Origin of the sequence: Eisenbergiella sp. OF01-20 (assembly GCF_003478085.1) — a bacterium.
GTDB lineage: Bacteria > Bacillota > Clostridia > Lachnospirales > Lachnospiraceae > Eisenbergiella.
This window is the reverse complement of sequence record NZ_QUES01000001.1, coordinates 663,558-689,649: the sequence shown is the minus strand read 5'-3', so window position 1 is coordinate 689,649 and position 26,092 is coordinate 663,558. Positions and strand designations below refer to the sequence as shown.

The window sequence follows — 26,092 nt, the reverse complement described above, 5'->3', positions numbered from 1 at the left end:
CTAATGTGCCCTGTTTTTCGTTGCACTGTGCCGTACAGAGGCAAGAATCCCTAATAGAATCCCAATCAGAAAATAAATAAAAAAGCAGGCCGCCAGGATGGCATTTCCAATATAACCGGCCCCTTTTTCCGAAAACTGAGCCTGAAAAAACGCCCCGAAGCTTTCCGGCCTTCCATCGATAACCATACTCACCCACACATTCTGTGTAAGAATCAGGATTCCGGAAAGAAGCGAAAGCACCGCCGATCTGTAAAACCAGTTAATCCGTCGGGCAGCTATGGTTAACAGCATAAGCCAGGCAAAAGCAACTGAAAAAGAGGCAATCGGAACGGCATAGCGGACAAACCAGCCTCCTCCGGTATAGAGATTACATACATAAAGCAGAAGATATAGGAACACAGTAACCGCAAAAGCAGATCCCAGAAGCTTGTGCCCGGGAAGAAGTAAAGGCAAGTTTGTTACAGAAAAAGCAAGGGCAACGGAGCAGAATACAATAAAAAACCAGGACAGTGAATGGGAAACGGCCAGATTGCAGATAAAGCAGGTTAAAAGAGCAATCCCATACAGGGTCAGCATAATCCTCTGATAAATTGTACGGGCCGAATGACGAGAACTGGTTTTGATCATTTTTTTCTCCTTATTCATTAATCGTATTTACTGATCTCCAGTCTAATGCATCATATGTCCAGCGTCAATATCCTGGATAATTATTCTACATGTACCGCTCCCGTATTTCGCAGGGAAATCCGGAAGATATTCTCTTTTTCCGTAAAACGGGACATATAGCGGATATACTCCTCTGTTGCTTCTGCCGGCAATATACTGAGGATGACTCCTGCAAAACCGCCTCCGTGCACACGGCAGGTACCCCGGCCCGTTTTTTTTATGAACAGCTCCGTCAGCGCCAATGCGGTACAGACACTTTCCTCCCTGGTATCGGATGGAGTATAACAGTTTTGAAGGTACTTCCAGGAGGAATTTCCTGAATCTCCGATAAGTGCCAGCAATTCCTCCGTATTTCCATTCCTGATAGCTTCTTTTGCTGTCTGCACCCTTTCATTTTCTTCATAAAAATGAAGAGAACGCAAGAAACTGCGGTCACCGCAGTGTGCCCTGATCTCGGGAAGCTTATCCAACAGAAGCGGAAGCTTGGCTTCGCATAACAGATTCTTTCCCATCTGTTTCGCCGCATTTTTCATCTCCAAAGGGACGTCGGAATACTCCGCACTTAAATCACCATGCCCTTTTCCTGTGTTTACAAGAAGAATGTCATAGCCTTCCAGCATCAATGCAGGATCCGTTTTTTCCACACAGGGGAAATCCGAATTGGAAAAATCCAGGAAGATCATTCCTCCGGCGGCACAGGCCAGCTGATCCATTAATCCGGATTGCTTGTTCCAGAAATGATTTTCTGCATAACGGCCGATCTTGGCATAGTCAATGCTGGTCATTCTGTTATCATTAAAGAAATAATTAATTACAGCACATAGGAGCATTTCAAACGAGGCTGAGGAACTGACTCCGGCAGCGCTGAGAACATTCGTGGAGATACAGGCGTTAAATCCGTGTATACGGAATCCAAAGGACCGGCAGCCCCGGAAAAGCCCGGCCAGAAGGGCGAGAGTCCCATTGTTTACGGAAATGCTCCCTAAATCCTCCAAATCAAGTACAAAAGGCTTATCATAGCCTTCACTTACGATGGTCACTTTTTCTGACTGATTCGGCCATGCGGCGGCAATAGTATCCATTTGAATACTTGCCGCAAGGACTTTTCCGCCATTGTGATCCGTATGGTTACCAATAAGCTCCATACGGCCGGGAGAAGTAAAATATTCTGTTCCTTCTTTTTGAAAGTATTCCCTGTATTTCTGTGCCAACGCCGTATAGCGTGCGTAACTTTTTTCACTTTCCCCATATATTTTGTGTAGACTGTTTTTTAATTTCTCCATATTCTCAGGCATTTTTTCTTTCCTTTCACGAAAATGTGTTATAGTTTTTTGTTATTCCGGCGCCTCTGATATTTTTAATTATACTCCTGAAAATAAGTTATACCTTAAAAATTATGCGGATTATAAGGAATATATTATGTTTTGTGTTATTGGTGAGGAAGATAGGAATTGCGATTTCCAATAAAACATGGTACGCTTATTTACAATAAGCTACGCTTTTATTATGTTACGCTTGTTATCCCTGATAAAGAAACATCGGTATTCAACAAAGAGCATTCTGTTTTTATCCGGCAGAAAGAGGGAAGAGGAGGGCTGTATGAAGGAAGCAAAGAACGGGAAAACACAGATTATAACCGGCCCTTCTCAGCGGGAGCTGAAGGAACACGGAAGTTACCAGTTTCCTTTTCTTGTGAGCTATGAAAGGCTTTCCGGTTATGAATCCGGCTCTTTTTTATGGCATTGGCACAGGGAAATTGAGTTGACTCTGATAACCAAAGGAAACATGATATACCAGATTAATGATCGGCAATTTTGTATGAAGGAGAAAGATGCCTTGTTCGGTAATTCCTCCACGCTGCATTCTGCCCATATGGCGGATGGAAAGGACTGCGCATATATTTCCGTTACCTTCGCCCCCAGGCTTCTCTATGGATACGAGGGAAGCCTTATCCAAAATAAATATACAGAACCTTTCCTCCGTCCCAGTACCCTGGCTGCAGTTCATTTTGATGGTTCCCAAAGCTGGCATAATGATTTTGTAGAGGGACTCCGGCAAATCATAAAGGAAGATGAGGAAAAACAGCCCTTTTATGAAGTGAGGATACAGGAGCTTCTTCTACATTTATGGCTTATCCTGCTGAAGCATGGCCTCTCTGAAGGCACGGACGGAGAGGAGAAGGGGGCAACGCATTCCTTGGCAGCAAAACATTCCATGGATGAAAAAAATTACGAACGGATTCGTCAGATGCTTTCTTATATCCAGGAAAATTATGCGCAAAAGCTGGAACTGGAGGAAATTTCGCACCATGTTCATATATGTAAAAGCGAATGCTGCAGAATATTTAAAAGTTACATGAAGGAATCCCTGTTCGATTACCTTTTAAAATACCGAATCGAACAGAGTCTGCCGGACGTTCTGGCAGAAAAGGATACTCTGACGGAAATTGCCCTCCGGGTTGGTTTTACGGACTCCAACTATTATTCCAAGGTATTTCGCCGGATAAAGGGATGTTCGCCAAGAGAGTACCGCAGACGGTATCATGAGCGATAAGGTTGTATATATATGAGGTTTATTATTTGCCCTTGACAATGATAAACTGTGTGTGATAGCATCATAGCATGAATTGAGGACTATTCGCAAAACACAAGTTTAACGAATAGATGGCTGAGGACGGCTCCTGGGGGTGAACCCTTCCCGCGGGCACCAGCCTGGCGCACCCGGGGCTTCCTACGCGCACCCTGCACGGGTTTTTTAGCAATGGGCCTGCCTGGTTTAAGCATATGTTTAAACCAGGCAGGCCGCTTTCCCGTATTTTGGATATCCAATCTATATACATAAAACTTTGCAAAGTTTTTTATAAAAGGAAATTCCATATTTAATAAATTCGTGGTAGCCTTCCAGTTTCAATTCTGCATCATATTGTTTTTGCTCAATCTGATCCAGCGCTGATTCCGCCTTTTTATTTAATTGAGCATAGGTATCCGCCACTTTGATCTCAACTATTATAGCAATTCCATCATAGGGTGCCGACAACAGCAAAATCATTAGCAATCTGACGTTTGAGCATAGCATAAGCTCTGGGAAAATCAGGCTGCTTTGCCGACTTTAGCGATAGGCTGATTACCGGATATTGCCCCAAATGACTCGTATACGCTTCACCGGATGCCATAATGTTGAGGCCATCAAACAAATAGGAGTTATTCTCCTCCTTACCATCCTGGTCGAAGGTTTTCTCAAAATAATATTTTATCATACTGAGGTTCAATGTTTTTCCAAAACGCCTGGGACGCATAAACAGGCTGACTTCACTCCCATTGTCCAGTAGTTCTTTTATGAATGTGGTCTTATCAATATAATAATAATCTTTTTCTCGTAGTTTCCTGAAATCCTCAATTCCAATAGGCAATGGTCTCATAACCATAGTTCCCCCCGTTCCTTTACTATATCCCCTGCCCTTTACATGATCTCCTCTGAATCCAGCACAATGGTAAAAGGCCCGTCATTTTGAAGGTCTATCTTCATATGTGCCCCAAATATGCCGCTTTCCACAGGGAAGCCTTCTTTCCGGCAGGATTTCATAAGATATTCGTACAGCAGCTTGGCATGCTCCGGAGAACCCGCTTTTACAAAGGAGGGCCTGTTGCCCTTCCTGCAGTCTGCGTACAGAGTAAATTGCGAAACAAGAAGTAAACCGCCGTTTACTTCTTTCAGGGACAAATTGGTCTTACCGTTCTCATCCTCAAATATCCGCAGGTTCAGAAGCTTATGAAGCATTTTGTCGGCAATCGCTTCCGTGTCCGTATTGTTTACGCCAATCAGCACCAAAAAGCCTTTTTTAATGGCCCCTACAGTTTCCTGAGCCACAGTGACTTCTGCCCTGGTAACCCTTTGAATCACAAACTTCATGAAAATAATCTCCTGTTCTCCTGAATGGATCAGTTATTTTTCTTTTCTTTCGCTTCTTTGCCTGTCTCCGGAACCGGATGGTTTGGTATGAATTCTTTGCTCACTTCGTCGATGCTGCCCAGCTCCTTGTATTCGTCAGTTTCCGTAGGCAGATCTTTCTTTTTGAGATTACGGTTGATGCGGCGTCTGCACATGGCATAAATAACTGCGAAGGTAGGCACCCCGATTACCATACCCGGCACCCCCATAAATCCGCCGAACAGGGTTATGGAAAAAATAACCCAGAAGCTGGAAAGCCCAGTGGAATCGCCCAGGATTTTTGGGCCGAGTATATTGCCGTCAAACTGTTGCAGAACGAGAATAAATAGCAGGAAATAGAGACATTGTATAGGGTTGATCATCAATATCAGGATGGCACTGGGAATCGCTCCGAGATAAGGTCCGAAAAAGGGAACAATATTAGTAACACCTATGATAACGCTGATCAGCACCGGATAAGGAGTGCCCATAATGCTGGTTCCTGCGAAGCAAAGGATTCCTATAATTAAAGAATCCAGCAGCTTTCCGCTGATAAAACCGCCGAAGGTACGGTGCACAAAGCGGATATCTTCAATAACGGAATTGGCCCGTTTGATGTCAAATGCCGCATAAATGGCCTTTTTGGCCTGTCCGATGAATTTTTCCTTGCTGCCCATGATATATACGGATATGATCAGACCGATTATCATGTTCCACAATGCCTTAAGGACGTTAAAGGCATAATTGGAGACTACCTTGAGAACGGCGTTCATCTGGGGAAGCAGGGTATCATTCATCCAGCTTCTGAGCTCCGGCGTATAGGTATTGATAAGGTCATTGATATAGGTTTCCACATCCGGATTATCAGCCAGAACCTTCTGAAGCCACTCCGTCAGGTTATTCACATATACGGGAAACTGGAATACAATGCTTTGGATACTTTTAAACAACTGGGGAAGGACCATGGAACAAAAGGCATAGATGATGAAAAAAACAAACAAAAGGGTCAGCGTTACAGCTGACATACGCATATATTTTCTCTGTTTGTCCGACAGCTCCTGCCGTCCCTTTTTAAAAATATATTTGAGGGCCTTATTTTCTATAACGTTCAGAACCGGAGTCAGCAGATAAGCCAGAACCAGGCCGTCAATAATCGGCATTGCTATAGCTATGATTTTGGTCACCCCGTCTTTGAAATTGGCGCCCCGGAACATCAAGAAAAAGAGGCATATACTCGCTCCTATGACAAGGAGGGCCGTGATGCCCCAATAAAGGTATTTTTTGTCCCAGCGGAATTTCATATAAAGTGGTCTCCTTTTAGTTTTATGTAGGTCAGTAAGAACATTATATACCAGAGCACTTAAAAAATTAAGCAAAATTAATGAAATAATTCTAAAATAATTGTATAATAATAATTCAGCATTTATTAACAGCAAATTTAACGGAAGAAAGGATTACATATGAGACTGCAACAGGTTTTAAGCTATGTCCGGAAAGCGGTGGATGATTATCATATGATTGAAGAAGGGGATAAAATTGCAGTTGGTATTTCGGGGGGCAAGGATTCCCTGACCCTGCTCTATGCGCTCCACGGTCTCCGCCGTTTTTATCCGCTGCATTTTGATATCCATGCGGTAACCGTAGATCTGGGCTTCGGCAATCTGGATTTAAGCCGCATTGAAGAAATCTGCTCTCAGGAGCTGCAGATTCCTTATACAATAGTAAAAACGGATATTGCCAATATTATATTTGAACAGCGTAAAGAGTCCAATCCCTGCTCCCTTTGTGCTAAAATGAGAAAAGGGGCGCTGAATGAAACCATTAAAAAGGAAGGCTGCAACAAGGTGGCCTATGCCCATCATAAGGATGATGTGGTGGAAACCATGCTCATGTCCCTGATTTATGAAGGACGCTTCCATACCTTCAGCCCGGTAACCTATCTGGACCGGATGGATCTGACGGTAATCCGTCCGCTGATGTATATGAATGAAGCGGATGTCATCGGATTTGTAAATAAAAACCAGGTTCCGGTAGTCAAAAGCCCCTGTCCTGCCGACGGTTACACCAAGAGGGAATATGTGAAGCAGCTCCTGAAAAAACTGAATCAGGAAAATCCCGGCGTAAAGGAGCGGATGTTTACCGCCATACAGGACGGAAATATGGCAGGCTGGCCGCCTCCGGATACCATGCGCAGGTAAAGCCGGATAACGAGGTTATAAGGGAGGAAATGAAATGGCTGAGAATACGAATTACCATGATGAATTGAATAAAAAAAACATTCTGAAGCTCAGGGAACTGCTGGCCGGCCTCCCGCCCTTCTGCAAACAGTTTTTCAGAGGGATCGAGGACACTACCGCTTCCAGGACCCGGATAGCTTATGCGTATGATTTAAAGGTATTTTTTGAGTTTATCCATGAAACAAACGGCGTATACCGGAAAAAAGATATCGTGGATTTCCCGCTTTCCATCCTGGATGAAATCGGCAGGGAGGATATCGAAGAGTATATGGAATACCTTTCCTATTACAGGAAGGATGGTGTGGAATATACCAATGATGAACGGGGGAAAAAAAGGAAACTGGCATCGCTGCGCAGCTTCTATAATTATTATTACCGGAATGAATTAATAGAAAATAACCCTGCTGTCCTCGTTCCTCTTCCCAAGCTCCATGATAAGGAAATCATCCGGATGGATCCCAATGAAGTGGCAGTGCTGCTGGATGAAGTGGAGGAAGGGAACAAGCTTACCAAGAATGAACAGCGCTATCATGATAAAACCCGTCTGAGGGATTTGGCGCTGCTTACTCTCCTGCTGGGAACAGGAATCCGTGTATCGGAATGTGTGGGCCTGGATATCCATGATGTGGATTTTGATAACCAGCGTATGAAAGTACGCAGGAAGGGCGGCTATGAGGATATCGTATATTTCGGCGAGGAGGTTTCCCTGGCGCTGCAGGACTATCTGGAGGAACGGGAACGGATAATCCCTCTCACCGGCCACGAAAATGCTTTTTTCCTTTCCATGCAGAACCGCAGAATAACCGTGCGCAGCGTGGAGAACCTGGTAAAGAAATATGCGTCCAAAGTAACTACAATGAAAAAAATCACGCCGCATAAGCTGCGCAGTACCTACGGCACCACCCTGTACCAGGAAACCGGTGACATTTACCTGGTAGCTGATGTTCTGGGGCATAAGGATGTCAACACGACAAGAAAACATTATGCGGCCATGCAGGATGAGAATAAGCGCAAAGCAGCCAAGGCTGTTAAATTAAGGGAACCGTAGGCCCGTGTAATTCCACAAAAAGGGGATCCTTTCCGTGAAAAGAAAGGATCCTTATTTTTCAGGTATTATAATGTATTCTTTCGATGATGCTCCGCTTCCGGAAGCTCCGGGCAAGAAGCCATGTCATGCCAAACTGTGTGACGGCAATGACGAGAAACAAGAGCAGGGCCTGTGCAAACGGATAATGGAAGCGGATAATCCCTAAGAATCCGCTGTCTTTTCCCCACTGGAAAAACCGGAAACCGGCCGCGCTTCCAAGCAGCAGGGATATCAGCAATGTCCCGAATGTATAAAAAAGGCCTTCCATCTGGAACAGCAGGAACAGCTGCTTTTCCGACATTCCCAGCGCCTGCATCATACCTAGTTCACGTCTGCGTACATAAACGCTGTTTGTCATGGTATTTATCAGATTCATGATACAGATCCCACCCAAAACAGCCAGGAAAATATAGCATATGGCAGATGTAAAAACGGTTAATTCCTCATGCTCCGCCTTCTCTTCCTCAAAAGTATACAACCGGAGAAACCGGTTTTCTTTTGTCAGTGACAAAAGATTTTCCTCTACGGCTTCCAGCTTCTCTTTGTCAGCATCTATAGAATAATAGTAGGTCTGGTTATTGCTGCAGATTTCCTCCAGTACCGAGGAAGGCAGCATAAATGAAGCATAGTGGCTCAGGTAAGCGGGGGGATCCGCAATAGCCGCTACCTGGAATTCCATGGGGATTTCTTTATCACCATCCTGGAGAATCATGCGGATAACGCTGCCCACCTTCCAGTCCGGTGACCAGTTAAAGGATTTTTTGTTTAAAATTATCCGGCTGCCGTCCGTCAGATCCTCATAGGTAATGCTGCCTTCTATGACTGAAGCTTCCATAACATCGGCCAGTTCCGGAGGGATTCCGGATATAGAAGTGCTCCAAAGGGCGTCTCCGTCATAAACATCCGGAAGCAGCACCTTGGTGTTTTTCTGTTCAAGAATGGCGGAAACACCGGCCATATTCCCGATACGAAGCTTCATTTCCTCATCCAGTGGATTTTGCTGCTGGATGGATTTCCAGTCATATTCCGGCCTCATCTTATCGCCGCTGATGGAATAGATGGATAGTTCCAGATCGTACAGAATTGTGTCATGGGCGATTTCATCCGGATCGGCACAGGATAATATGGTGGAAACCGCAAGGAAAAGAACTCCGGTTATACTCAGGGATGCCAGCGTAATCACTGTCCTTTTTTTATTCCGTGCCAGATTAGCCTTCATAAGCCGGAACAAATGTACATTCTCATACCCTTTTCTGGATTTGGATTTGACCGAATTACCGGGTCCGTCATAGCGCATAGCTTCCATAGGAGAAATCCGGCCAGCTATATGAACCGGGCGCATCAGGGCTATGGCGGTGGTGCACAGTGCCACGGCTGCCGCGAAAATATAAATCCAGAGCTGTAACAGGGAAAGCTCTCCGCTTTTGTATATGGAGCGCAGGGTTTCCCCCAGGATATCGTCACTGGCAAAGCTGTTCAGGAGAATGTAAAATCCGCCAAGAGAGGCGGCGGTACCTAAAACAAGTCCGGGCGGAACGGCAAATAGGGCAGTGAAAATTCCTTCCCGGAAAACGATGGCACGCACCTGGCGCTGGGTTGCTCCAAGCGCTTTCAGCTTACCGTATTCCTGTACCTTATACATCGTTGAAACATAATAAATGCTGTAGATGGTGATAACCCCAGCCAGGATAGTCACAAGAAGGATGCCGGCAATCGCCGCATAAAAGGAAGGATCGATATAATTGGCAATCAGATACGGCGTATTTTCCGATATCTCCCCTTTGGGAATGGAAAAAGCCTGCGCAATCGTTTCCGCTTTATTTATAATGGCATCTGTTGTCAGGCTTTCCGGATTTTCCAGGCGGATCATGGCCCTGTATAAACGGTCAGGCTCTGCGAGGGTTTCCAGCATAAAATCCCGGGAAACGAGAGCGGAATATAAACTATACTCCTCCTCCGTGTCGGGGGTGGGAAGGATTCCGCATATGACGAAAGTTTTCTGCTGTTCATAGCCCAAGCCGTGGGCTTCCGCAGGCTGATAGCTCAGGGTCACCGAATCTCCCAGATCGGCATTAAGGCCGAGAGCATGCAGCATTCCTTCCGATATCGCAATTTCATCCGTTGCGGATGGATAACGGCCCTTTTCCAAAGCAATCCGTCCCAGCTCCAACCCTGTTTCATCCAGATAAATAAGTCGGCATCTGGCATTATCCAGTATGATTTCGGCTGTATCCTGCCGCAGTCCAAGGGAGGCAATTTCCGCATGGTGCGACAGTTGCGCAGCAGTCTGCCCGCTTACGCCCCGGTACATAAAATGATAAGTCGGGTAAAGCTGGTTTGCGGCATGGAACTGGAAACGGATCACGCCGAAACCCAGAGTGGTAATTGTGAAAAGGAGGAATGTGGTTAGCAGGATTGCGATGCCTGTAAGCATATTCCGGCCTCTGTTTTTTTTCAGATTGGCCAGGGCGGTGGAATTAATGGTATTCATTGTTTCACCACCCTTCCGTCTTCAATGATGAGAATACGGTCGGCCATCTGCGCGATGGTTTCATCATGGGTGATCATAATCAGGGTCTGGCAATAATCCGCAACACAGGATTTCAGAAGAGAAATAACTTCCATTTCCGTTTTGGAATCCAGATTGCCTGTAGGCTCGTCAGCAAGAATGATAGCCGGTCTGGAGGCAAGAGCCCTGGCTATGGCGACCCGCTGCTGCTGGCCTCCCGACAGAGTGGCGGGAAGTGCTTTTATTTTGTCCGTTATGCCGATCCGTTCGACAACGGAGGAGACAAATTCCCTGTCCGCCTTTTTTCCGTCAAGCCCTATGGGAAGTACGATATTTTCCCAGACGTTCAGGGAAGGCACCAGATTATAGTCCTGAAAAATAAATCCGATTTTTCTTCTGCGGAATACGGCAAGCTCTTCATCCTTCAGAGCGAAGATATCCCTGCCTTCCATAAAGACCTTTCCTGAATCGGGCCGGTCCAGTCCTCCAAGAAGATGGAGCAAGGTGCTTTTGCCGGAGCCGGAACGGCCTACAATTGCCGTGAATTCGCCCTTCTGCACCTCCAGGGAAGTGTGATCCACCGCTTTCACCGTATTTGCTCCGGAGCCATAATATTTGACCAGCTCACAGGTATTTAAGATAGAAGTAAGATTTTTCATATCAAGTATTCCTTTCCTCTGCGATCTTTTGATAATTCAATGATAACCCGCTATTCTTACAGGAACATTGCAATAAAGATAACAGATTTGTAAGAAAACTTTTTCCTGCTCAGGAGACTATGTCCTGATATTCCATAGGTAAAACCATCTGGAATATGGTTCCCTTCCTTCCTCTTTTTACCCGGATACTGCCGCCTTGTTCCTCCAGGATTTTTCTTGTCAGATAAAGCCCGACGCCCGTCCCTTCTTCCCGGCGTACGCAGGGGATGTCACTGCGGTAGAATCGCTGGAAAATCCGGGTATATTCTTTTGTAGGTATCCCAATCCCTTCATCCTCCACCTCAATAAACAAATAGCTGACAGCAGGAGTTACCCGTATATCTATATGGCTTTCCGGCGGGGAATATTTTACTGCATTATCCAGCACATTAATGAGGGCCTCCTGTGTCCAGTGGGGATCATGGGATACCCAAAATTCGGGAAAGTCGTTTAATTCTATGGATATTTGCTTTTGAAAGGCTTTCATATAGATACTGTTTACCGCATTGACGATAGTGTCCTTCAGGCCCGTTATTTTCGGTTCCAGATGTATCATGCCCGCTTCCAGACGGGAAACCTGAAGGAACCCGTCCAGCAGATGTTCTATTTTCAGTATTTCCGCAAGCCCCTGCTGTAGAAAGCTTTGCTGTTCTTGTGGTGTCAGACAGCCGGTATCGGCCAGTTCATAGCTCATTTTCAGCGATGCAAGAGGATTCTTCAATTGGTGCGATATATCGGTCACCATAGCTTTTGTTTTTCCTTCCTCCTGTTTCAGCCGTTCCTGGATAACCGTATTTTTTTCTGCTTCTTCCCGGGATAAAAGCAACAGCCGTCTGTAATTTTCTTCCAGAACCTGATAACGGTCCCGGTTCTTTTTACCGGTGTACAGCAGCAGTAGGCCTGCCCCGGCCGTCAGGCCGCAGAAAACCAGGAAATAACGGGTCAGAAGGCGTGAGGATGCCCTGTTGCCTGCGTCATAACCGTATTTTTCTTCCAGCGCCCTGCCGGTTTCCAAGGCAGCAGCTGTATCATAGTGCTCCGGTTCGTTTACCGCTGCCAGAAGCTCACTTTCCATTTCCGGGAAAGATGCCGACATATAGCCCAACAGCATATATTCCTTTTTCTGAAGCTCTTTTCCCATCGATGCAAACAACAGGAAAAAAAGTACAAGTATAAAAAGAAGCCCGGCATAGCTCAGGCTTCTTTTGTAACTGCTTTTGTCCATATATATCCCATCCCCCTCACTGTCTGTATTTCTTCAGATGCTATTTTATTCCGCAGCCGGCTGATATTGACCGGAACGGTATTATCATCCACAAACTGGCCGTCCTGGCCCCATACAGCTTCTAAAAGCTGCTCTCTGGTAAGGATACGCCGGGGGTTCTCCAAAAAAAACGCCAGCAACAGCCACTCCTTCTTGCTGAGAACGACAGGGATATTATCCCTGGAGGCTTTCATTTCATGATAATCCAGACAGATATTGCCGGAGCGCAGCCGCCTGATATCCGCTGTCTCCACCCTTCTCATAAGGGCGTTTACTTTGGAAAGCAGAATCATCAGGCTGAATGGCTTCGTAATATAGTCATCCGCACCATAATCATATCCATTTACAATATCGATTTCCTGATTTAAGGCGGTAAGAAAAATAAAGTAAACACTGCTTGTTTTTCTTATTTCCCGGCAGAAAGCTATGCCGTCTCCGTCCGGGAGAGTAATATCGCTGATAATCAGCGATACTTCCTTTTCCCGGAACCGCTCCCCCGCCTGCCGGATTGTAAACGCCTGCAGTACGTCATAGCCTTCCCTCTGAAGCCGGAGGGTAATACCTCTGTTCAGATTTTCATCATCTTCCACCAATAATATCGTTTTCAAGCTATTCCTCTTTCGTATCTTTCTTCCGTTCTCTTCTTGGGCGTTTTTTCAGAAAGGTATTCTTCTGCACGCTCTCCGTTCCCGGGGTATTTCCCGGATTGGCCGTCATACCCGGAGACGGGTTCCTGTTTTCCCGGGGATAGGCGGCACCCGGATTCTGCCATTCCATGTTGGGGACATTGGTCTGATAGGGAAACGGCGGACGGCCCGTATTATTTCCCGGATAACCGTTGTAGCTGTTGGGATAGGGAGTCCCAAAGCTTCTGCCCGTGTTTCCCTGCATCCCCGGACGGCTGCCATAGTATTTCGGTCCGCCGTATCCACCCTGCGGACTGCCGGCCTGCGGACCGTAGCCCGGCATGGCCGGATAGCCGTTGTTTCCCGGAATAAACCCGTTCGCCGGCTGCTGCATGGTTTTAGTATTGTCTCCGAACACCATTGCTTCAGGCGGTATACCGGCACTATCTGCGGAGGACGGGATATCCTGACTTTTCTTTTTAAAGCGAAGGGTTACTTTAAATAAATCCCCGTCAATATCAATTTTCATGGAACCGCCCTGCAGTTCGGCAAAGCTTTTTGCTATGGCAAGGCCAAGGCCGCTGCCTTCCGTATTTCGGGCATCATCCCCCCGTACAAAACGTTCTGTGAGTTCTTCCGCAGCCATAGACAATTCGGTGGCGGATATATTTTTCAGTTCAATTTTTACATATTCGGCCTCGTTCTTTAACAGAACATAAACCCGGGTGCCCGAAAGGGCATATTTCACAATGTTGCTGTAGAGATTATCAAAAATACGGTACGTTTTCTGACTGTCCAGAGGCAGGATAATCTTTTCATCCGGAAGATTGAATTTAAAATCAAGCCCGGCGGAAGAAATCCGGTCATCCTGTTCCAGATAAGCCTGCCGCAGCAGGTTGCAGATATCCACATCCACGATTTGAAGCGTTACGGATTTACTGCTGGCCTTGCTGATTTCAAATAAGTCCTCGATGAGCACCTTCAGGCGGTTTGCTTTTCGCTGGAGAATATCCAGGTACTCTTTCCTTTTTTCATCCGGCAGGGAAGGATCACGAAGCAGTTCAATATAGGTAATGATTGCAGTCAGCGGCGTTTTCAGGTCATGGGACACATTGGTGATCAGCTCTGTCTTCATTCTCTGGCTCTTGACCTCTTCATTCACAGCGCGTTTGAAATCCGCCTGGATCTGCCACAGCTGGGATTTATAGCTTTCAAAAATACCGAAATCCTCAGACAACGCCGTATCCAGATTTCCCTGGGCAATAGAACTGGTGGCATTCAGCAGCTTTCTGTATTTGGACTGAATATCCTTGACATATCTTTTCAGGATAAAATAAATAATAACGGAATAAAGCGCCAGGCCAAAAATTCCGGCAAACCAGAAACAGCAGATTATCAACAGTATGCCGAAATTTACTGCTATGACCTTCAGAATTATCCGGTTTGCATCTGTTCCGATATCATAGGTAACCAGGTCAATATAAAAAGCATGCACAACTTCCCGGATTTTGCCGACAATACGGGTCCAGTATTTACAGATCAGGCTGTGCTGTTTCAAATATCCTCTTCCGAAGCCTGAAAGGTTTGTGCCTATCAGAAAAGCAAACAGAAAAACAGCCAGTAACAAAAGGAACATTACTGTTTTATCCAGCGGGAGGAAGCCTATTTTGCCATTGGCCCCGATTCCGGCTCTCACATTGCGCAAAAACAGGTCGTTCTGGAATTCGTACACATATTGGATTATCTGGGAAGCGGAGGCAAACAGAAATACGACAGCCGCAGCCGTAAATTCCAATGGAATCCGCTCTATTTTAGCTATGGTCTCCTCCCCGTGCAGAATCCGTTTCCGGCACAGGAAAAATCCGATAAATAAGGCCGCCACAAGAAACAGAAGGTACGCAGGGGCAATTCCTGCATCATAATAACTGTTTCTCCCTGCATAATGCAGGCTTTGGAAATTGTTGGTATATATATAATAATTATCCGGTTTCATCAGTTCCGCATATTGGGCCTGGGTAAGTCCATAAATAACCCGCATGTTGGAGGGGGCGGAAAGAGAAAGATGGACGGATGCCGCAGCAAGCGTATCATCGTATTCATCATAGACCGTATAATCCGCCGCACGTCCGTTTGCTTCATAATTATAAGAATATCCTGACGGCACATTTTCATCCAGCTTCAGAGGGAATTCATGGCCGGCATTCTGGACCCGGCTCAGGAACTGTTTGGCATTATCCCGGCATCTCACATTAACATTGGAAATATTGCCGGCACTGTCATACTGCAGGTTCAGATAATAGAGATAATCCGATTTTTTATCGGTATCCGCCTGGGACTGATCTTCGTCCAGGGCATCCGGCAGACTCGTACCGCTGTTGGAAAGGATGGTTCCGCTGTTCAAGTCTTCCACGTAGTAATCCATCATTTCGCCTAAAGAGGCCAGCATGCTTTCGAACTTTGCACATTGGCTGTTAACCGATTCTCTTTGTGTCGAAAGGAAGGTCTGTATGGCCATATCAGTATAAGAATCGGAAAAATCTTCCGATTCCTCCTCAAAATCCCCTGACTGGCCATTAGTATTCCGTACCTCTGTATCAAGATAAAGCTCGGAATACTCATACTGCTTCTGATCCGCTTTTTCCCGCAGATATTTATACTGAACCAGATTTACAGCAAACAAATCGCTGATGAAGTCCTGTTCCGTAAGAGGATCGATATAACTCTCTTCCGCCTTTTTCTGGAAAAGGGGGAAAAGAGACATGAATAGAATACTGACGGCCGCACTGATAGCTATCGCCGGCAGTAAAAAGGAATTTTTCTTATTGCTTTTCCATTTTGTATCCAACACCCCACACCACCTTTAAATATTTAGGATTTTTCGGATCGATTTCGATTTTCTCCCTGATTTTACGTATGTGGACCATAATGGTATCTGTATTGATCGCTTTTTCATTCCAGATACGTTCATAAATTTCATCTGCACTGAATACCCGTCCCGGATTTTTAATAAGAAGAAGCAGAATTTTGAATTCGATAGGAGTCAGCTTAACCGGACTGCCATCCACGAAAACCTCTACAGTTTCTTCGTTGACCTCAATACCGCCCAGACAATGATAGGTATCATTTTCCGGTTCCGAAGCCTTGTTAACGGCATCCAGATATCTGCTGTACCGGCGGAGGTGAGAATTAACCCTGGCTAACAGTTCCATAGTGGTAAAGGGTTTAGTCACATAGTCATCTGCCCCCATGTTAAGCCCCATGATTTTATCCACTTCCTCTGATTTAGCAGAAAGCATAATAACAGGAAAATCATAGCCTTTGTCCCTGACCTTCATCATCATGGTAATGCCGTCCATCCGGGGCATCATGATATCAACTATGGCAAGATGGATTTCCTCCTGCGCAATAACCTGTAAGCCCTCTACCCCGTCTCCGGCCTGGAACACCATATAGCCCTGATTCCTCAGATATATCTCAATTCCTTCTCTGATATCCTTATCATCTTCCACTACTAAAATACGGTTTGCTTCCACTTTATAACTTCCTCCCTCTGCTGTCATGTATAATTTACGGCGTGTCTGAGCCGTATCCTTGTAGTATTATAGCATACTTTCCCCCTTTTTTCTTCTAAATAAAATACATAAGACAGGTAATCAGTGGTAACTTAGTTACTGGTCACAGAGTGAATAGTAACGCAACTCCGGTAACAGTCCCAACAAATCGGAACAAACAGAGCCGCAATAATCAGGTTTACAAATAGAATAGCTCTGAAAGCTGAAAAATGGGCACAGAAAAAACCAAAGAATTTCTTAAGAAACCCTTTGGTTTTCTGGAAATTAAACGCGTTTTATATATATTTCTGTCCGGGGCCGGACACAGACATTTACTTGAATTCTGCCGAATAATAGGGAACGATCAGATAGTCTCCTTCACAAATAGTCTCATCCAGCAGATGATTGGTTCGGACTACTTCTTGAATAAAAGCTTCCCTGGATTTAAAATTCTCATCGGCATAGGAATCCGCCAGTGACCACAGGGTATCCCCCTCGTCAATCCGGATACTGGTATAATATTTATAAAAGACGGGAGTTCCTGGCTCCTGCGCCCTGGAAATAAGACTCCCTCCTGCAATGGTAAGAATAATGGCAACAGCGGCGGAAACCGTAAAAATAAGAATATGCCGCCTCAGCTCCCGCTCTCTTCTGATTTTATTGAGTCTGATTCTTTCTTCAAACATTTTCCGCCCTCCAGACATATTCGAACACACGTTCTTTATGCTTTTTATTATATCGAACATAGATTCGATTGTCAATAGTTTTACTTGAAATACGGGCATAAAATCGAACAGCTATTCGGAATATATGTTTGCTTTTTAAAACCTGCTATGCTATACTAATAAAAACACCAACGGGGCTTTTAAGGAGGATGAAATATGGCACAGGGCAAAATTACTGCAAAGCAGAAAGAAATCCTGGAATACATAAAAGAACAAATCTTGGAAAGGGGATATCCGCCTGCAGTAAGAGAAATCTGTGAGGCCGTCCATCTGAAATCCACCTCTTCCGTCCACTCTCATCTGGAGACCCTGGAGAAGAACGGATACATCCGAAGGGATCCCACGAAGCCGCGGGCGATCGAAATCTGCGACGACAGTTTTCAAATGGTTCGGACAGAAATGGTAAGCCTGCCTGTGGTAGGTAATGTGGCCGCGGGGCAGCCTATTCTGGCGGAAGAGAACATAGAGAGCTACTTCCCTATTCCGGCGGAATTCATTCCGGGCGGCGATCCTTCTTTCATTTTGAAGGTACGCGGGGATTCTATGATAAATGCCGGCATCAACAACGGAGATCAGATTTTTGTGCACAGCTGTGCAACAGCCAGAAACGGCGATATGGTTGTGGCCCTGATTGACGATTCTGCCACGGTAAAGACGTTCTATCGGGAGAAAGGGCATATCCGCCTGCAGCCGGAAAACGATACTATGGATCCCATCATTGTCAATGACTGCAAGATTCTGGGTAAAGTTTTCGGAGTATTCCGTATTTATAACTGATACATATTACAGGAAACGCCTGTTGAGAAAGGGATATGTACCCTTCACAACAGGCGTTTCTCTTTTTTCTTTTACGAATCCTGAAAAAAGTGCCGCGCTGACGCGGCACTCTCAGGAACGAAACATAAAGGTTATTTCACATCCATCCGCTACTTTCCGGCAGATGTTTACCGTATGATCCATGATAAAGCTGAACTTCCCCTCTTCTGCATCCACGTCCAATTCCTTTAAATCCTCCGATATCCTGGCAGAACGCATTCCCTCCAGGCCGTCCATCTCTTGAAGAATTTGTTCGGCCTTACCGGCATCCGTTAAATGGTTCAGTCGATAACTTCTTAACATACAGGCAATTTCTTCCTTTCCTGGTTTTACCATAAGTATTCCCGGCATGAGGAAATATAAACCTATTATATCCAGATTTTACTAATCTCTTTCGTACAGTACGGAAATTGTAAAACAGAACTGCTTTTTATACCCCGCGTCCCCTGTTTTGTACGCGGTACCAGCAGGTATATACCTCTTCAAAGCCCAGGCTCTGATAAAGTCTGAGCGCAGGATAATTGGATGCGGCCACATTAAGAAACGCCTTGCAGGCTCCTTCCTTACGCCCCTCTTCCATAATAGCCCGGCATATACGGGCGCCAATACCATTCTGCCGGAAACCGCTGTCAACACGGATATCATAAATGCCAATTTTATTATCTTCCACAACACCAAGACCGCAGCCCACAATTTTTCCTGGGGACTTCTGGCTGCCATTTTCATATAATGCGGCGCAGTAAACCGGATTCCGTATCGCAGTAAGCATAGCTCTTGCGGTATCCGGACAGATATTTTGATTCATCCCTTCCATAGAACGGAAGCAACCCATTCCAACAAAGGCTTCCAGCCAGTTATCGTCTATTTTACGGCTGAGACGGATTTCTGTTTTGCCTGATATGGAGCTCTCCTGTGTTCCTGTCTCTGTTTTTTTCCTGTCTGAAGCCGGGTATGACTCCGGTTCTTCCATGAGGCTGCACTCCATTATATAGGTTTTATCCTCCTGTTCGTACGCTCTCATAGCCAGCTGCTGATCCAGTGCGGACGGGACATTGGGAGTCATTTTGAATACACAGGGAAGCCCTTTTTCTTTAAATTTATTTTCACAATAGTTTATTTTATCTTCGTAGGATTTTGTGGACAGATAAAGAGGGCTTATGCAGTTCCCCTGATAGCCTTTCCCTTCGGAAAAGCGAAGAATCCAACCATCGTATACTTCCGTATGCAAAACAGGAAATGCATTCAGTGCAAGCTCCTCATAGCGTAATGCTGCAAAGTTCATATTCCAGGCCTCCTCTACTATCATCTATTTTACACGGCATTTTCCTTACAAAAAACAGAATTGGTGCTTTCAATCTTGCAAATTGTGCTTTATAATTAATTTAACCCATACCCTTACTGGAAAGTGGGCTGGGCTATAAGTGAAATGGAGGTTTGTCCATGGAAAATAATGCCTACGAGAAAACAGGATATCTGCAGAATGATTTCCGTATTTTCCATCTTTGCGATACAAAGCAAATGGAATTTTCATACCATTACCATGATTTTGATAAGATAGTCCTCTTTCTGAGCGGTGATGTCACCTACTCCATTGAGGGAAGGAAGTATGAACTGAAGCCTTATGATATCATCCTTGTAAACGCCGGAGAGATCCACCGGCCGGTCATTCACAGCTGTCTGCCCTATGAGAGAATAATTATTTATATCTCCTCCGGCTTTATGCAGGATTATAAGGATAAAAGCAATGATCTGACCCGCTGTTTCCGGGAAGCGAAGGCAACACATGGAAGCGAAGCGTTCCAAGGAAGCGAAGATTTCCATGGAAAGAAAGTGTTCCACGGAAATGTACTCCGTATCGAAAATATGGAAAAGAGCAGTCTCTTTTCGGTGTGCAGGGAACTGGAGCGTTCTTTTTCGGGAAATGAATATGCCAATGAGCTGTATCAGAAGGTTCTCTTTCTGGAATTCATGATTTGGCTGAACCGCGCATTGATAAACAATCATGTGAATTACCTGGAAAATGAAGTTTCCAATGAGAAAATAGCCGCTATAGTGGATTATATCAATTCCCATCTGCGGGAAGAAGTAACTGTGGATGATCTGGCGGAGCGCTTTTTTATAAGCCGCTCTTATTTGATGCACCTGTTTAAAGCGGAAACAGGCTATTCCATCGGCTCCTATATCAGCGAAAAACGTCTGTTGTCCGCCAAAACACAGATACAAAACGGAATGAGCGTAACCGAAGCCTGTTATGCCTGCGGTTTCCGGGACTATTCCACATTTTCCCGTGCTTTCAAGAAAAAATTCGGTACCACGCCAAAACATTCCGGCAATATCATCTGAAGTTATTCAACATACTTCTGAAAAAAAGGAACGCGTTTATGCAATCGGAGAAAAAACCTGCTAATACATAAACCGCGTTCCCTTGTAGCCTACTTAAATTCTTCCAGCCCTACTCTTTTGCCGTCTCTCCAGATTCTTTCCAGATCATAAAAGAGCCGGTTTTCCCTGTCAAAAATATGGACAATAATATCACCGTAATCCATAAGTACCCAATTGGCGGTATCATAGCCTTCTATCTGCTTTCTCGTATATCCTGCACGTCCCAGCTTCTCTTCCACATTATCAGTCAGAGCCTGGATTTGGCTGTGGTTGCTTCCGCCGGCAATAATAAAATAATCTGCCAGTACGGAAACCTCACTGATGTCTATAATGCTGATGTCCTCTGCTTTCTTGTCTTCCAAAGCGGAGACAGCCAGCCTGGTCATTTCTTTGGAACGGTTATCTGTCATAGGGATTCCCTGCCTTTCTGGTCGCACCGGAGTGCTTTATAGTAATCGTAAGTCTGTTGGGTGGACATGTCAATTTCCATTTTGGACGCGCCAAGATAATCCAGCGTATCCTTCAGGATACGATAGAGGCAATCATCCAGGCTTGCGAAGGCAAGCCGGCGGACTTCAGGCAGTCCCGGCGCCTGACGGCGCCCCGGCTCTATATAGTCTGCAATATAAATGATTTTATCCAGCATGCCCATTTCCGGACGTCCTGTTGTATGATAGGTGATAGCATCCAGGATTTCCTTGTCCTTGATCCCATATTTCTCCCTGGCGAGGAAGCTGCCAACCTTGGCATGGAGAAGAAACGGGTTTTTCTGTTCGGCTTCATTGATGGGAATGCCGTTTTTCCTGCAGATATTTATCCGCTTTTCATTGGTATAATTCTTAGCGCAGTCATGGAGAAGTCCCGCCACCTGGGCTTTATGCACATCCTGCCCGTAGCACATAGCCAGGGACGCGGCGGTATAAGCGACCCCAAGGGTATGCTCATACCGTTTTCCCTCCAGCACTTTTTCCATCGCCTTTCGCAGCGTAAGGATTTCCTGGGTTTCCATGGAGTTTTTTGTTTCTTTATTCATGCCTGTTCTCCTGTGAGGCCGGAGCGCTGCCGCCCCGGTAAAGCTGATTATCTTCGATATATTCCCTTACCTTCTCGTGGACCATATACCGTATGGAACGGCCCTCCTGTATCCGGCGGCGGATATCGGAGGAGGAAATAGCGATATTACCCGCCGGTACCAGATGTATCCTCGCCCGGAACCTTTCCGTAAGCTGCTTCGCTTTCTCTTCCAAATCCCGGGTTCCCCGTCCTTCCCTCACCGCGGCAAGGATTACGGCTTTTTGGAAAATAACTTCCGGTTCCCTCCATTCCTCCATCTGAAACAGGCTGTCCGCACCCATGATGAAAAAATAATCACAGTCCGGATTCTCCTTTTCCAGCTGTTCCAGCGTCTGACAGGTATAGGTATATCCCCCTCTGTCGATCTCCATGGAGGACAGGAAAAAATGCGGATTATCCCTGATAGAAAGCTCCGTCATCCGCAGCCTTGTTGCTCCGTCCAGGATTTCATTCGGATCCTTCATATAAGGGCATCCGCTGGGGATAAAAAGGATTTCATCCAGCGAAAACATAGAATATGCATTTTCTGCCAGAAGCAGATGGCCTACATGGACGGGATTAAAGGTTCCGCCCATAATTCCTATTCTTCTGCGCTTCTTATCTTCCATGGAATGATTGTTCCTCCGTAACCGGTTCCGTTTTACCTGGGAAGCTCGATTTTCTTATGATCCCGGCTTTCCTTGTACAGAACGATTTTCTTTCCGATAACCTGTACGACCTGGGACTTTGTCCGTTCTGCAATCATCTGTGCAATTTCGCCCGGATCGTCAAAACAGTTTTTCAGTACTGCAATCTTGATCAATTCCCTTGTATTAAACGCCTCGGAAATAGCTTCCGTCACTTCCGGGGTAAGGCTTCCCTTTCCAATCTGGAAAACAGGGTCCAGGCTGCTGGCAAGGCTTTTGAGATAAGCTCTCTGTTTGCTTGTCATTTGTATATTCCTCCCGTATTCGGTTTATTTATAGTAATCAAATTTCAGACCATACATGCGGACCGTATCCCCCTCCTGGATTCCCAGCTCTTCCAACTGTTCCAGAATGCCGGTTTCCTTAAGGAAGTTCTGGAAAAAGGTAAAGCCCTTCTCCGACTCCAGATTGGTGTAACCCAGCATTTTTTCAATACGGGGGCCTTCCACCACATATTCGTCGTCCTCTTCGTTGTATTCCACGGTATAGGGTTCATTGGAATAGCTGTTTTCAAACTCGGGAAAATATTCCTGTTCAAAAACCACCGGTTTATCATCAGCCTTATCCAGCAGGCCGCTCACATGATAAAGCAGCTCCTTCAGTCCTTGTCCGCTTACGGCTGAAATAGGAAAAACCCGGATTCCCTTTGGTTCAAATTCCGCTTTGAGGGCATCGATGGGATTGTTTTCCGTATCGGTTATGGCATCGATTTTATTGGCCGCAATAACGGTAGGGCGGGAAGCGATTTCGATATTGTATTCCTCCAGCTCCTTGTTGATGGCATAAATATCCGCTACCGGATCCCTGCCTTCCGTTCCGGCCGCATCCACCATATGAATGATCACCTTTGTCCGTTCGATATGGCGCAGGAATTCATGGCCCAGGCCCACGCCTTCGGAGGCGCCTTCAATCAGCCCCGGAATATCCGCAATGACAAAACCCTTCGCATCATCCAGATCCACTACTCCCAGATTGGGGATAATTGTGGTGAAATGGTAATTGGCGATTTTGGGCCGTGCATTGGTAACCCGGGAAAGCAGGGTGGACTTACCAACATTGGGAAAACCAACCAGTCCCACATCGGCGATCATCTTCAGTTCAAGGAACAGTTCCAGCTCTCTTGCGGGCTGGCCGGGCTGGGCATACTTGGGGGCCTGCATGGTGCTTGTGGCATAGTGCTGGTTCCCGTTACCGCCCCTTCCTCCGGTGAGCAGCACAATACGTCTGTTATCTCCGGACATATCGGCAATAACCTTCCCGCTTTCCGCTTCCTTGATAACCGTCCCTTCCGGAACCTTAATGACGATATCTTCCCCGTCTTTTCCGCGGCAGTTGCGCTTCCCGCCTTCCTGCCCGTCCACGGCCTTATATTTGCGGACATGGCGGAAATCAGTCAGGGTATTCAGGCCTTCATCCACCTGGAAAATAACATCTCCGCCCCTTCCCCCGTCTCCGCCGTCAGGGCCGCCGTTGGGTACATATTTTTCTCTGCGGAAGGAAACGTGACCGTCCCCGCCCTTACCGCTTCTGACATAAATTCTCGCTCTGTCTGCAAACATACAAAATCCTTTCAATCAGCCTCCGGAATGAATATTAAGGCGCAGGTACCCTGCGATACACACTCTCAGGTACGGCAGTAAATTTATAATGGAAAGGGCTTCAAACAAAAGATGTTTGAAGCCCGGCAGATACGTACTTATTTTTCTACAGGATAAACGGAAGCCTGCTTTTTGTCTCTTCCTTTTCTTTCGAATCTCAGTACACCGTCTACTAATGCGAATAAAGTATCATCGCCGCCACGTCCTACATTGATGCCGGGATGAATCTTTGTTCCACGCTGTCTGTAAAGAATGTTTCCTGCTTTAACGAACTGTCCGTCAGCTCTCTTGGCGCCTAATCTCTTGGACTCGGAATCTCTGCCGTTCTTTGTGGAACCAACTCCCTTTTTATGAGCAAAAAACTGAAGGTTCATTTTTAACATTGGGTCTACACCTCCTCGAATTGAAGTTTCAGGTATTTACTACCATATTGTTCTTTCACTTCTTGTAAGCCAAGCATCATGGAATCCATAAGGAGTGAGGCCTTCTCATTAACAGGATTTGCAAATCTGACATCAATTAAACCTTCCTCTTCATTGGTAATTACTGCCATCTTTTCCCCGGTAAACCGCTCGATGGAATTAATGGTATTAATTACAAGGACGGAAATGGATGCGCAGACAATATCACTGCCTGCCTGAGCAAAACCGCTGTGGCCGATACAGGTAAAACCTATATAAGCTCCTGTGCTTGTCTTCCTGACTACTATTTTCATCATGGTTTCTGATTAAGCGTTGATCTTTTCAATCTTAACCTGTGTGTAGGGCTGTCTGTGACCATTTTTCTTATGGTAACCGGATTTTCTCTTATACTTGTAAACGATGACTTTCTTTCTCTTGCCTTCGCCTACTACAGTAGCAGAAACGGTAGCGGAAGCAACATCTTCGCCTACTTTAAGGCCGTTGTCACTCACTGCGATTACCTGGTCAAATGTAACAGCATCTCCTTCTGCTGCGTTCAGTTTTTCAACTTTCAGAACGTCACCTTCGGAAACTTTGTACTGCTTTCCACCTGTTGCAATAATTGCGTACATAGGGCACCTCCTATTTCCAAAACTCGCTAACTGCGGTGATGTCCGAACGGACATACTTTTACCTCGCTATGCGGCATACTCATATATAATAGCATCGGCGCGGACAGGTGTCAACTAAAAATACGATATTTTTCCATATCAGATCCGATACGATACCCTGAACCACCAGTTGTCCTCCCCGGTCTCCGCCCTCCGGTCCCAGATCCACTACCCAGTCCTCGCTGCAGATCACCTCCGTATTATGCTCCACGATAACTACGGTATTGCCGCCGGAGATTCTTTTTTCCAATAGGATGAAGCATACGCACAGACACTTTTGTCAGTTTTGAGAATTCCCCTATTTTCAGCATAAAATACCTCCCGGATCCTGGCGTCATTATATATGCGGTCAATGGATACTTCAAGCAGGAAGCGGGAAGCAGGCGGTTTTAGCTAAAATGATAGATCACTACCGTATCCGCACGGAAAAGATTCCCCTCCCACTGTCCGGTCATATATACGGTGCGGGAAACTTCCAAATCGGCTTTTGTCCCCGGTGTGCTGGACGAAGTAATGCCGCCGTCTGCGGATGAGGTAATGGTAAAAACCGTTTGATCCGTAAAGCTGATATCCACCAGTGTATTTTCTTCCTTGGAGGAATAGGCAATCATTCCTCCGTCATCCTGTTGGGCCGTTGTAATCCGGTAGACAGTAAAGCCCGCGTCACCGACGGATTGAATGGAGCCGTTCAATTCGTGGCTGCCGGAAGTAGTATGGGGAACCGTATTCGCGGCCGGAGTCTGTTCCCCGCCGCCCTCTTCAGGAACTGTTGTTTCCGGCTGCTTCCCGGCAGCGGGTACAGGAGTCTCTTCCGGGGAGACACTTTCCTTCTCCGTAGGTGTAACGTCGGACGGAGGCGCTTCGGCAGTATCCGCAGCAGTATCTGACGCTTCCGCGCTGTCCTCCTGTCTGTTTTGCGTCCCGGCAGGCAGCGTCTCCTCCGGAATCCTAACAAACATGTCCCCGGAATCGCCGCAGGCGCTCAGGCAGGCTGCAGCCAGAAACAGCATGGCCAGAAGTACGGCGGCTGTCGTTTTCCTGTTCCCCCAAAGAATTTTCATTGCCGGGTATCTGACTTGTTTTGCTCGGTAAGTTTTCATGTTTTCTCCCTTTCTCTCATGTATTTTTCTGCGGAAAAAAAGGAGCCTGTCATCCCGCAGCGCATTTTACGCGC

General features: G+C 46.0%; 30 protein-coding genes. 5 read left to right on the top strand and 25 right to left on the bottom strand.

Annotated elements, in window-relative coordinates; all coding sequences use genetic code 11:
- Entirely contained in the window at positions 1-627 is a 627-nt protein-coding gene (locus tag DXA36_RS03350; protein WP_118676213.1) for a DUF6320 domain-containing protein, read from the bottom strand.
- A gap of 80 nt (positions 628-707) precedes the next feature.
- Complete coding sequence (locus DXA36_RS03345; protein WP_118676212.1) at positions 708-1,961, bottom strand: galactokinase; 1,254 nt, start codon at positions 1,959-1,961, stop codon at positions 708-710.
- Positions 1,962-2,265: 304 nt separating this feature from the next.
- Here DXA36_RS03345 and DXA36_RS03340 point away from each other — a divergent pair, with 304 nt between their 5' ends.
- Positions 2,266-3,219 carry an AraC family transcriptional regulator gene (locus DXA36_RS03340; RefSeq protein WP_118676442.1) on the top strand — a complete coding sequence of 318 codons (954 nt, stop codon included), beginning with the start codon at positions 2,266-2,268 and terminating at the stop codon, positions 3,217-3,219.
- A gap of 276 nt (positions 3,220-3,495) precedes the next feature.
- Here DXA36_RS03340 and DXA36_RS03335 read toward each other — a convergent pair whose 3' ends face one another.
- From DXA36_RS03335 to DXA36_RS03320, 4 genes are read right to left on the bottom strand one after another with little or no spacing between them, the layout of a single operon-like run.
- Positions 3,496-3,657: a PD-(D/E)XK nuclease domain-containing protein gene (locus DXA36_RS03335; RefSeq protein WP_243114555.1), complete on the bottom strand. Its 162-nt coding sequence runs from the start codon at positions 3,655-3,657 to the stop codon at positions 3,496-3,498.
- A gap of 28 nt (positions 3,658-3,685) precedes the next feature.
- Positions 3,686-4,084 carry an AAA family ATPase gene (locus DXA36_RS03330; RefSeq protein WP_330424968.1) on the bottom strand — a complete coding sequence of 133 codons (399 nt, stop codon included), beginning with the start codon at positions 4,082-4,084 and terminating at the stop codon, positions 3,686-3,688.
- A gap of 41 nt (positions 4,085-4,125) precedes the next feature.
- Positions 4,126-4,575 carry a D-aminoacyl-tRNA deacylase gene (gene dtd / locus DXA36_RS03325; RefSeq protein WP_118676206.1) on the bottom strand — a complete coding sequence of 150 codons (450 nt, stop codon included), beginning with the start codon at positions 4,573-4,575 and terminating at the stop codon, positions 4,126-4,128.
- A 29-nt stretch (positions 4,576-4,604) separates the two neighbouring features.
- Positions 4,605-5,894: an AI-2E family transporter gene (locus tag DXA36_RS03320; protein ID WP_118676204.1), complete on the bottom strand. Its 1,290-nt coding sequence runs from the start codon at positions 5,892-5,894 to the stop codon at positions 4,605-4,607.
- 159 nt (positions 5,895-6,053) lie between these two features.
- On the opposite strand from DXA36_RS03320, the gene DXA36_RS03315 reads away from it, so the two are divergent.
- Positions 6,054-6,791 (top strand): tRNA lysidine(34) synthetase, encoded by a 738-nt coding sequence (locus DXA36_RS03315; RefSeq protein WP_118676202.1) that lies wholly within the window; start codon positions 6,054-6,056, stop codon positions 6,789-6,791.
- 34 nt (positions 6,792-6,825) lie between these two features.
- On the top strand, positions 6,826-7,878 hold the full coding sequence (locus DXA36_RS03310; RefSeq protein ID WP_118676200.1) for a tyrosine-type recombinase/integrase: 1,053 nt from the start codon (positions 6,826-6,828) through the stop codon (positions 7,876-7,878).
- Positions 7,879-7,936: 58 nt separating this feature from the next.
- On the opposite strand, the gene DXA36_RS03305 is transcribed toward DXA36_RS03310, so the two are convergent.
- From DXA36_RS03305 to DXA36_RS03275, 7 genes are all read right to left on the bottom strand, one after another.
- Complete coding sequence (locus DXA36_RS03305; protein ID WP_118676198.1) at positions 7,937-10,408, bottom strand: ABC transporter permease; 2,472 nt, start codon at positions 10,406-10,408, stop codon at positions 7,937-7,939.
- The gene (locus DXA36_RS03300) at positions 10,405-11,085 is read right to left on the bottom strand and encodes an ABC transporter ATP-binding protein (RefSeq protein ID WP_118676196.1); all 681 of its coding nucleotides are present in this window, start codon (positions 11,083-11,085) and stop codon (positions 10,405-10,407) included. The genes DXA36_RS03305 and DXA36_RS03300 overlap by 4 nt, the downstream gene beginning before the upstream one ends.
- A gap of 109 nt (positions 11,086-11,194) precedes the next feature.
- Entirely contained in the window at positions 11,195-12,349 is a 1,155-nt protein-coding gene (locus DXA36_RS03295) for a sensor histidine kinase (protein WP_118676195.1), read from the bottom strand.
- Positions 12,319-12,996 carry a response regulator transcription factor gene (locus DXA36_RS03290; RefSeq protein WP_118676193.1) on the bottom strand — a complete coding sequence of 226 codons (678 nt, stop codon included), beginning with the start codon at positions 12,994-12,996 and terminating at the stop codon, positions 12,319-12,321. Before DXA36_RS03290 ends, DXA36_RS03295 begins: the two co-directional genes overlap by 31 nt.
- 1 nt (position 12,997) lies before the next feature.
- On the bottom strand, positions 12,998-15,859 hold the full coding sequence (locus DXA36_RS03285; protein ID WP_147366533.1) for a HAMP domain-containing sensor histidine kinase: 2,862 nt from the start codon (positions 15,857-15,859) through the stop codon (positions 12,998-13,000).
- Entirely contained in the window at positions 15,834-16,547 is a 714-nt protein-coding gene (locus tag DXA36_RS03280; protein ID WP_118676440.1) for a response regulator transcription factor, read from the bottom strand. Before DXA36_RS03280 ends, DXA36_RS03285 begins: the two co-directional genes overlap by 26 nt.
- Before the next feature lie 350 nt (positions 16,548-16,897).
- On the bottom strand, positions 16,898-17,251 hold the full coding sequence (locus DXA36_RS03275; RefSeq protein WP_118676189.1) for a peptidoglycan-binding protein: 354 nt from the start codon (positions 17,249-17,251) through the stop codon (positions 16,898-16,900).
- 195 nt (positions 17,252-17,446) lie between these two features.
- Between DXA36_RS03275 and lexA the strand changes: the two genes are divergently transcribed.
- The gene (gene lexA / locus DXA36_RS03270; RefSeq protein ID WP_118676187.1) at positions 17,447-18,067 is read left to right on the top strand and encodes a transcriptional repressor LexA; all 621 of its coding nucleotides are present in this window, start codon (positions 17,447-17,449) and stop codon (positions 18,065-18,067) included.
- Between the two features lie 111 nt (positions 18,068-18,178).
- On the opposite strand, the gene DXA36_RS03265 is transcribed toward lexA, so the two are convergent.
- Positions 18,179-18,409, bottom strand: coding sequence for a hypothetical protein (locus DXA36_RS03265; protein ID WP_147366532.1), 231 nt, complete (start codon positions 18,407-18,409; stop codon positions 18,179-18,181).
- A 127-nt stretch (positions 18,410-18,536) separates the two neighbouring features.
- A complete protein-coding gene (locus DXA36_RS03260) occupies positions 18,537-19,388 on the bottom strand; it encodes a GNAT family N-acetyltransferase (protein ID WP_182478902.1) in 852 nt (283 codons plus the stop codon).
- Between the two features lie 158 nt (positions 19,389-19,546).
- On the opposite strand from DXA36_RS03260, the gene DXA36_RS03255 reads away from it, so the two are divergent.
- Complete coding sequence (locus DXA36_RS03255) at positions 19,547-20,449, top strand: AraC family transcriptional regulator (protein WP_118676181.1); 903 nt, start codon at positions 19,547-19,549, stop codon at positions 20,447-20,449.
- A gap of 89 nt (positions 20,450-20,538) precedes the next feature.
- Here the strand turns inward: DXA36_RS03255 and rsfS are convergent, their stop codons facing one another.
- From rsfS to DXA36_RS03205, 10 genes are all read right to left on the bottom strand, one after another.
- Complete coding sequence (gene rsfS, locus DXA36_RS03250) at positions 20,539-20,898, bottom strand: ribosome silencing factor (RefSeq protein WP_118676179.1); 360 nt, start codon at positions 20,896-20,898, stop codon at positions 20,539-20,541.
- Positions 20,895-21,521 (bottom strand): bis(5'-nucleosyl)-tetraphosphatase (symmetrical) YqeK, encoded by a 627-nt coding sequence (yqeK, locus tag DXA36_RS03245; RefSeq protein WP_118676177.1) that lies wholly within the window; start codon positions 21,519-21,521, stop codon positions 20,895-20,897. Before yqeK ends, rsfS begins: the two co-directional genes overlap by 4 nt.
- Positions 21,514-22,170 (bottom strand): nicotinate-nucleotide adenylyltransferase, encoded by a 657-nt coding sequence (gene nadD / locus DXA36_RS03240; RefSeq protein WP_118676175.1) that lies wholly within the window; start codon positions 22,168-22,170, stop codon positions 21,514-21,516. The genes yqeK and nadD overlap by 8 nt, the downstream gene beginning before the upstream one ends.
- Positions 22,171-22,202: 32 nt before the next feature.
- Positions 22,203-22,493 carry a ribosome assembly RNA-binding protein YhbY gene (yhbY, locus tag DXA36_RS03235; protein WP_118676173.1) on the bottom strand — a complete coding sequence of 97 codons (291 nt, stop codon included), beginning with the start codon at positions 22,491-22,493 and terminating at the stop codon, positions 22,203-22,205.
- 24 nt (positions 22,494-22,517) lie between these two features.
- Entirely contained in the window at positions 22,518-23,807 is a 1,290-nt protein-coding gene (gene obgE / locus DXA36_RS03230; RefSeq protein ID WP_118676171.1) for a GTPase ObgE, read from the bottom strand.
- Between the two features lie 137 nt (positions 23,808-23,944).
- A complete protein-coding gene (gene rpmA, locus DXA36_RS03225; protein WP_009252724.1) occupies positions 23,945-24,229 on the bottom strand; it encodes a 50S ribosomal protein L27 in 285 nt (94 codons plus the stop codon).
- A 5-nt stretch (positions 24,230-24,234) separates the two neighbouring features.
- Positions 24,235-24,564: a ribosomal-processing cysteine protease Prp gene (locus DXA36_RS03220; protein ID WP_118676169.1), complete on the bottom strand. Its 330-nt coding sequence runs from the start codon at positions 24,562-24,564 to the stop codon at positions 24,235-24,237.
- 9 nt (positions 24,565-24,573) lie between these two features.
- Positions 24,574-24,879 carry a 50S ribosomal protein L21 gene (rplU, locus tag DXA36_RS03215; protein WP_118676167.1) on the bottom strand — a complete coding sequence of 102 codons (306 nt, stop codon included), beginning with the start codon at positions 24,877-24,879 and terminating at the stop codon, positions 24,574-24,576.
- A gap of 79 nt (positions 24,880-24,958) precedes the next feature.
- Complete coding sequence (locus tag DXA36_RS03210) at positions 24,959-25,168, bottom strand: hypothetical protein (protein ID WP_118676165.1); 210 nt, start codon at positions 25,166-25,168, stop codon at positions 24,959-24,961.
- Positions 25,169-25,307: 139 nt separating this feature from the next.
- Complete coding sequence (locus DXA36_RS03205) at positions 25,308-26,018, bottom strand: hypothetical protein (RefSeq protein ID WP_118676163.1); 711 nt, start codon at positions 26,016-26,018, stop codon at positions 25,308-25,310.
- Positions 26,019-26,092: the final 74 nt, after the last annotated feature.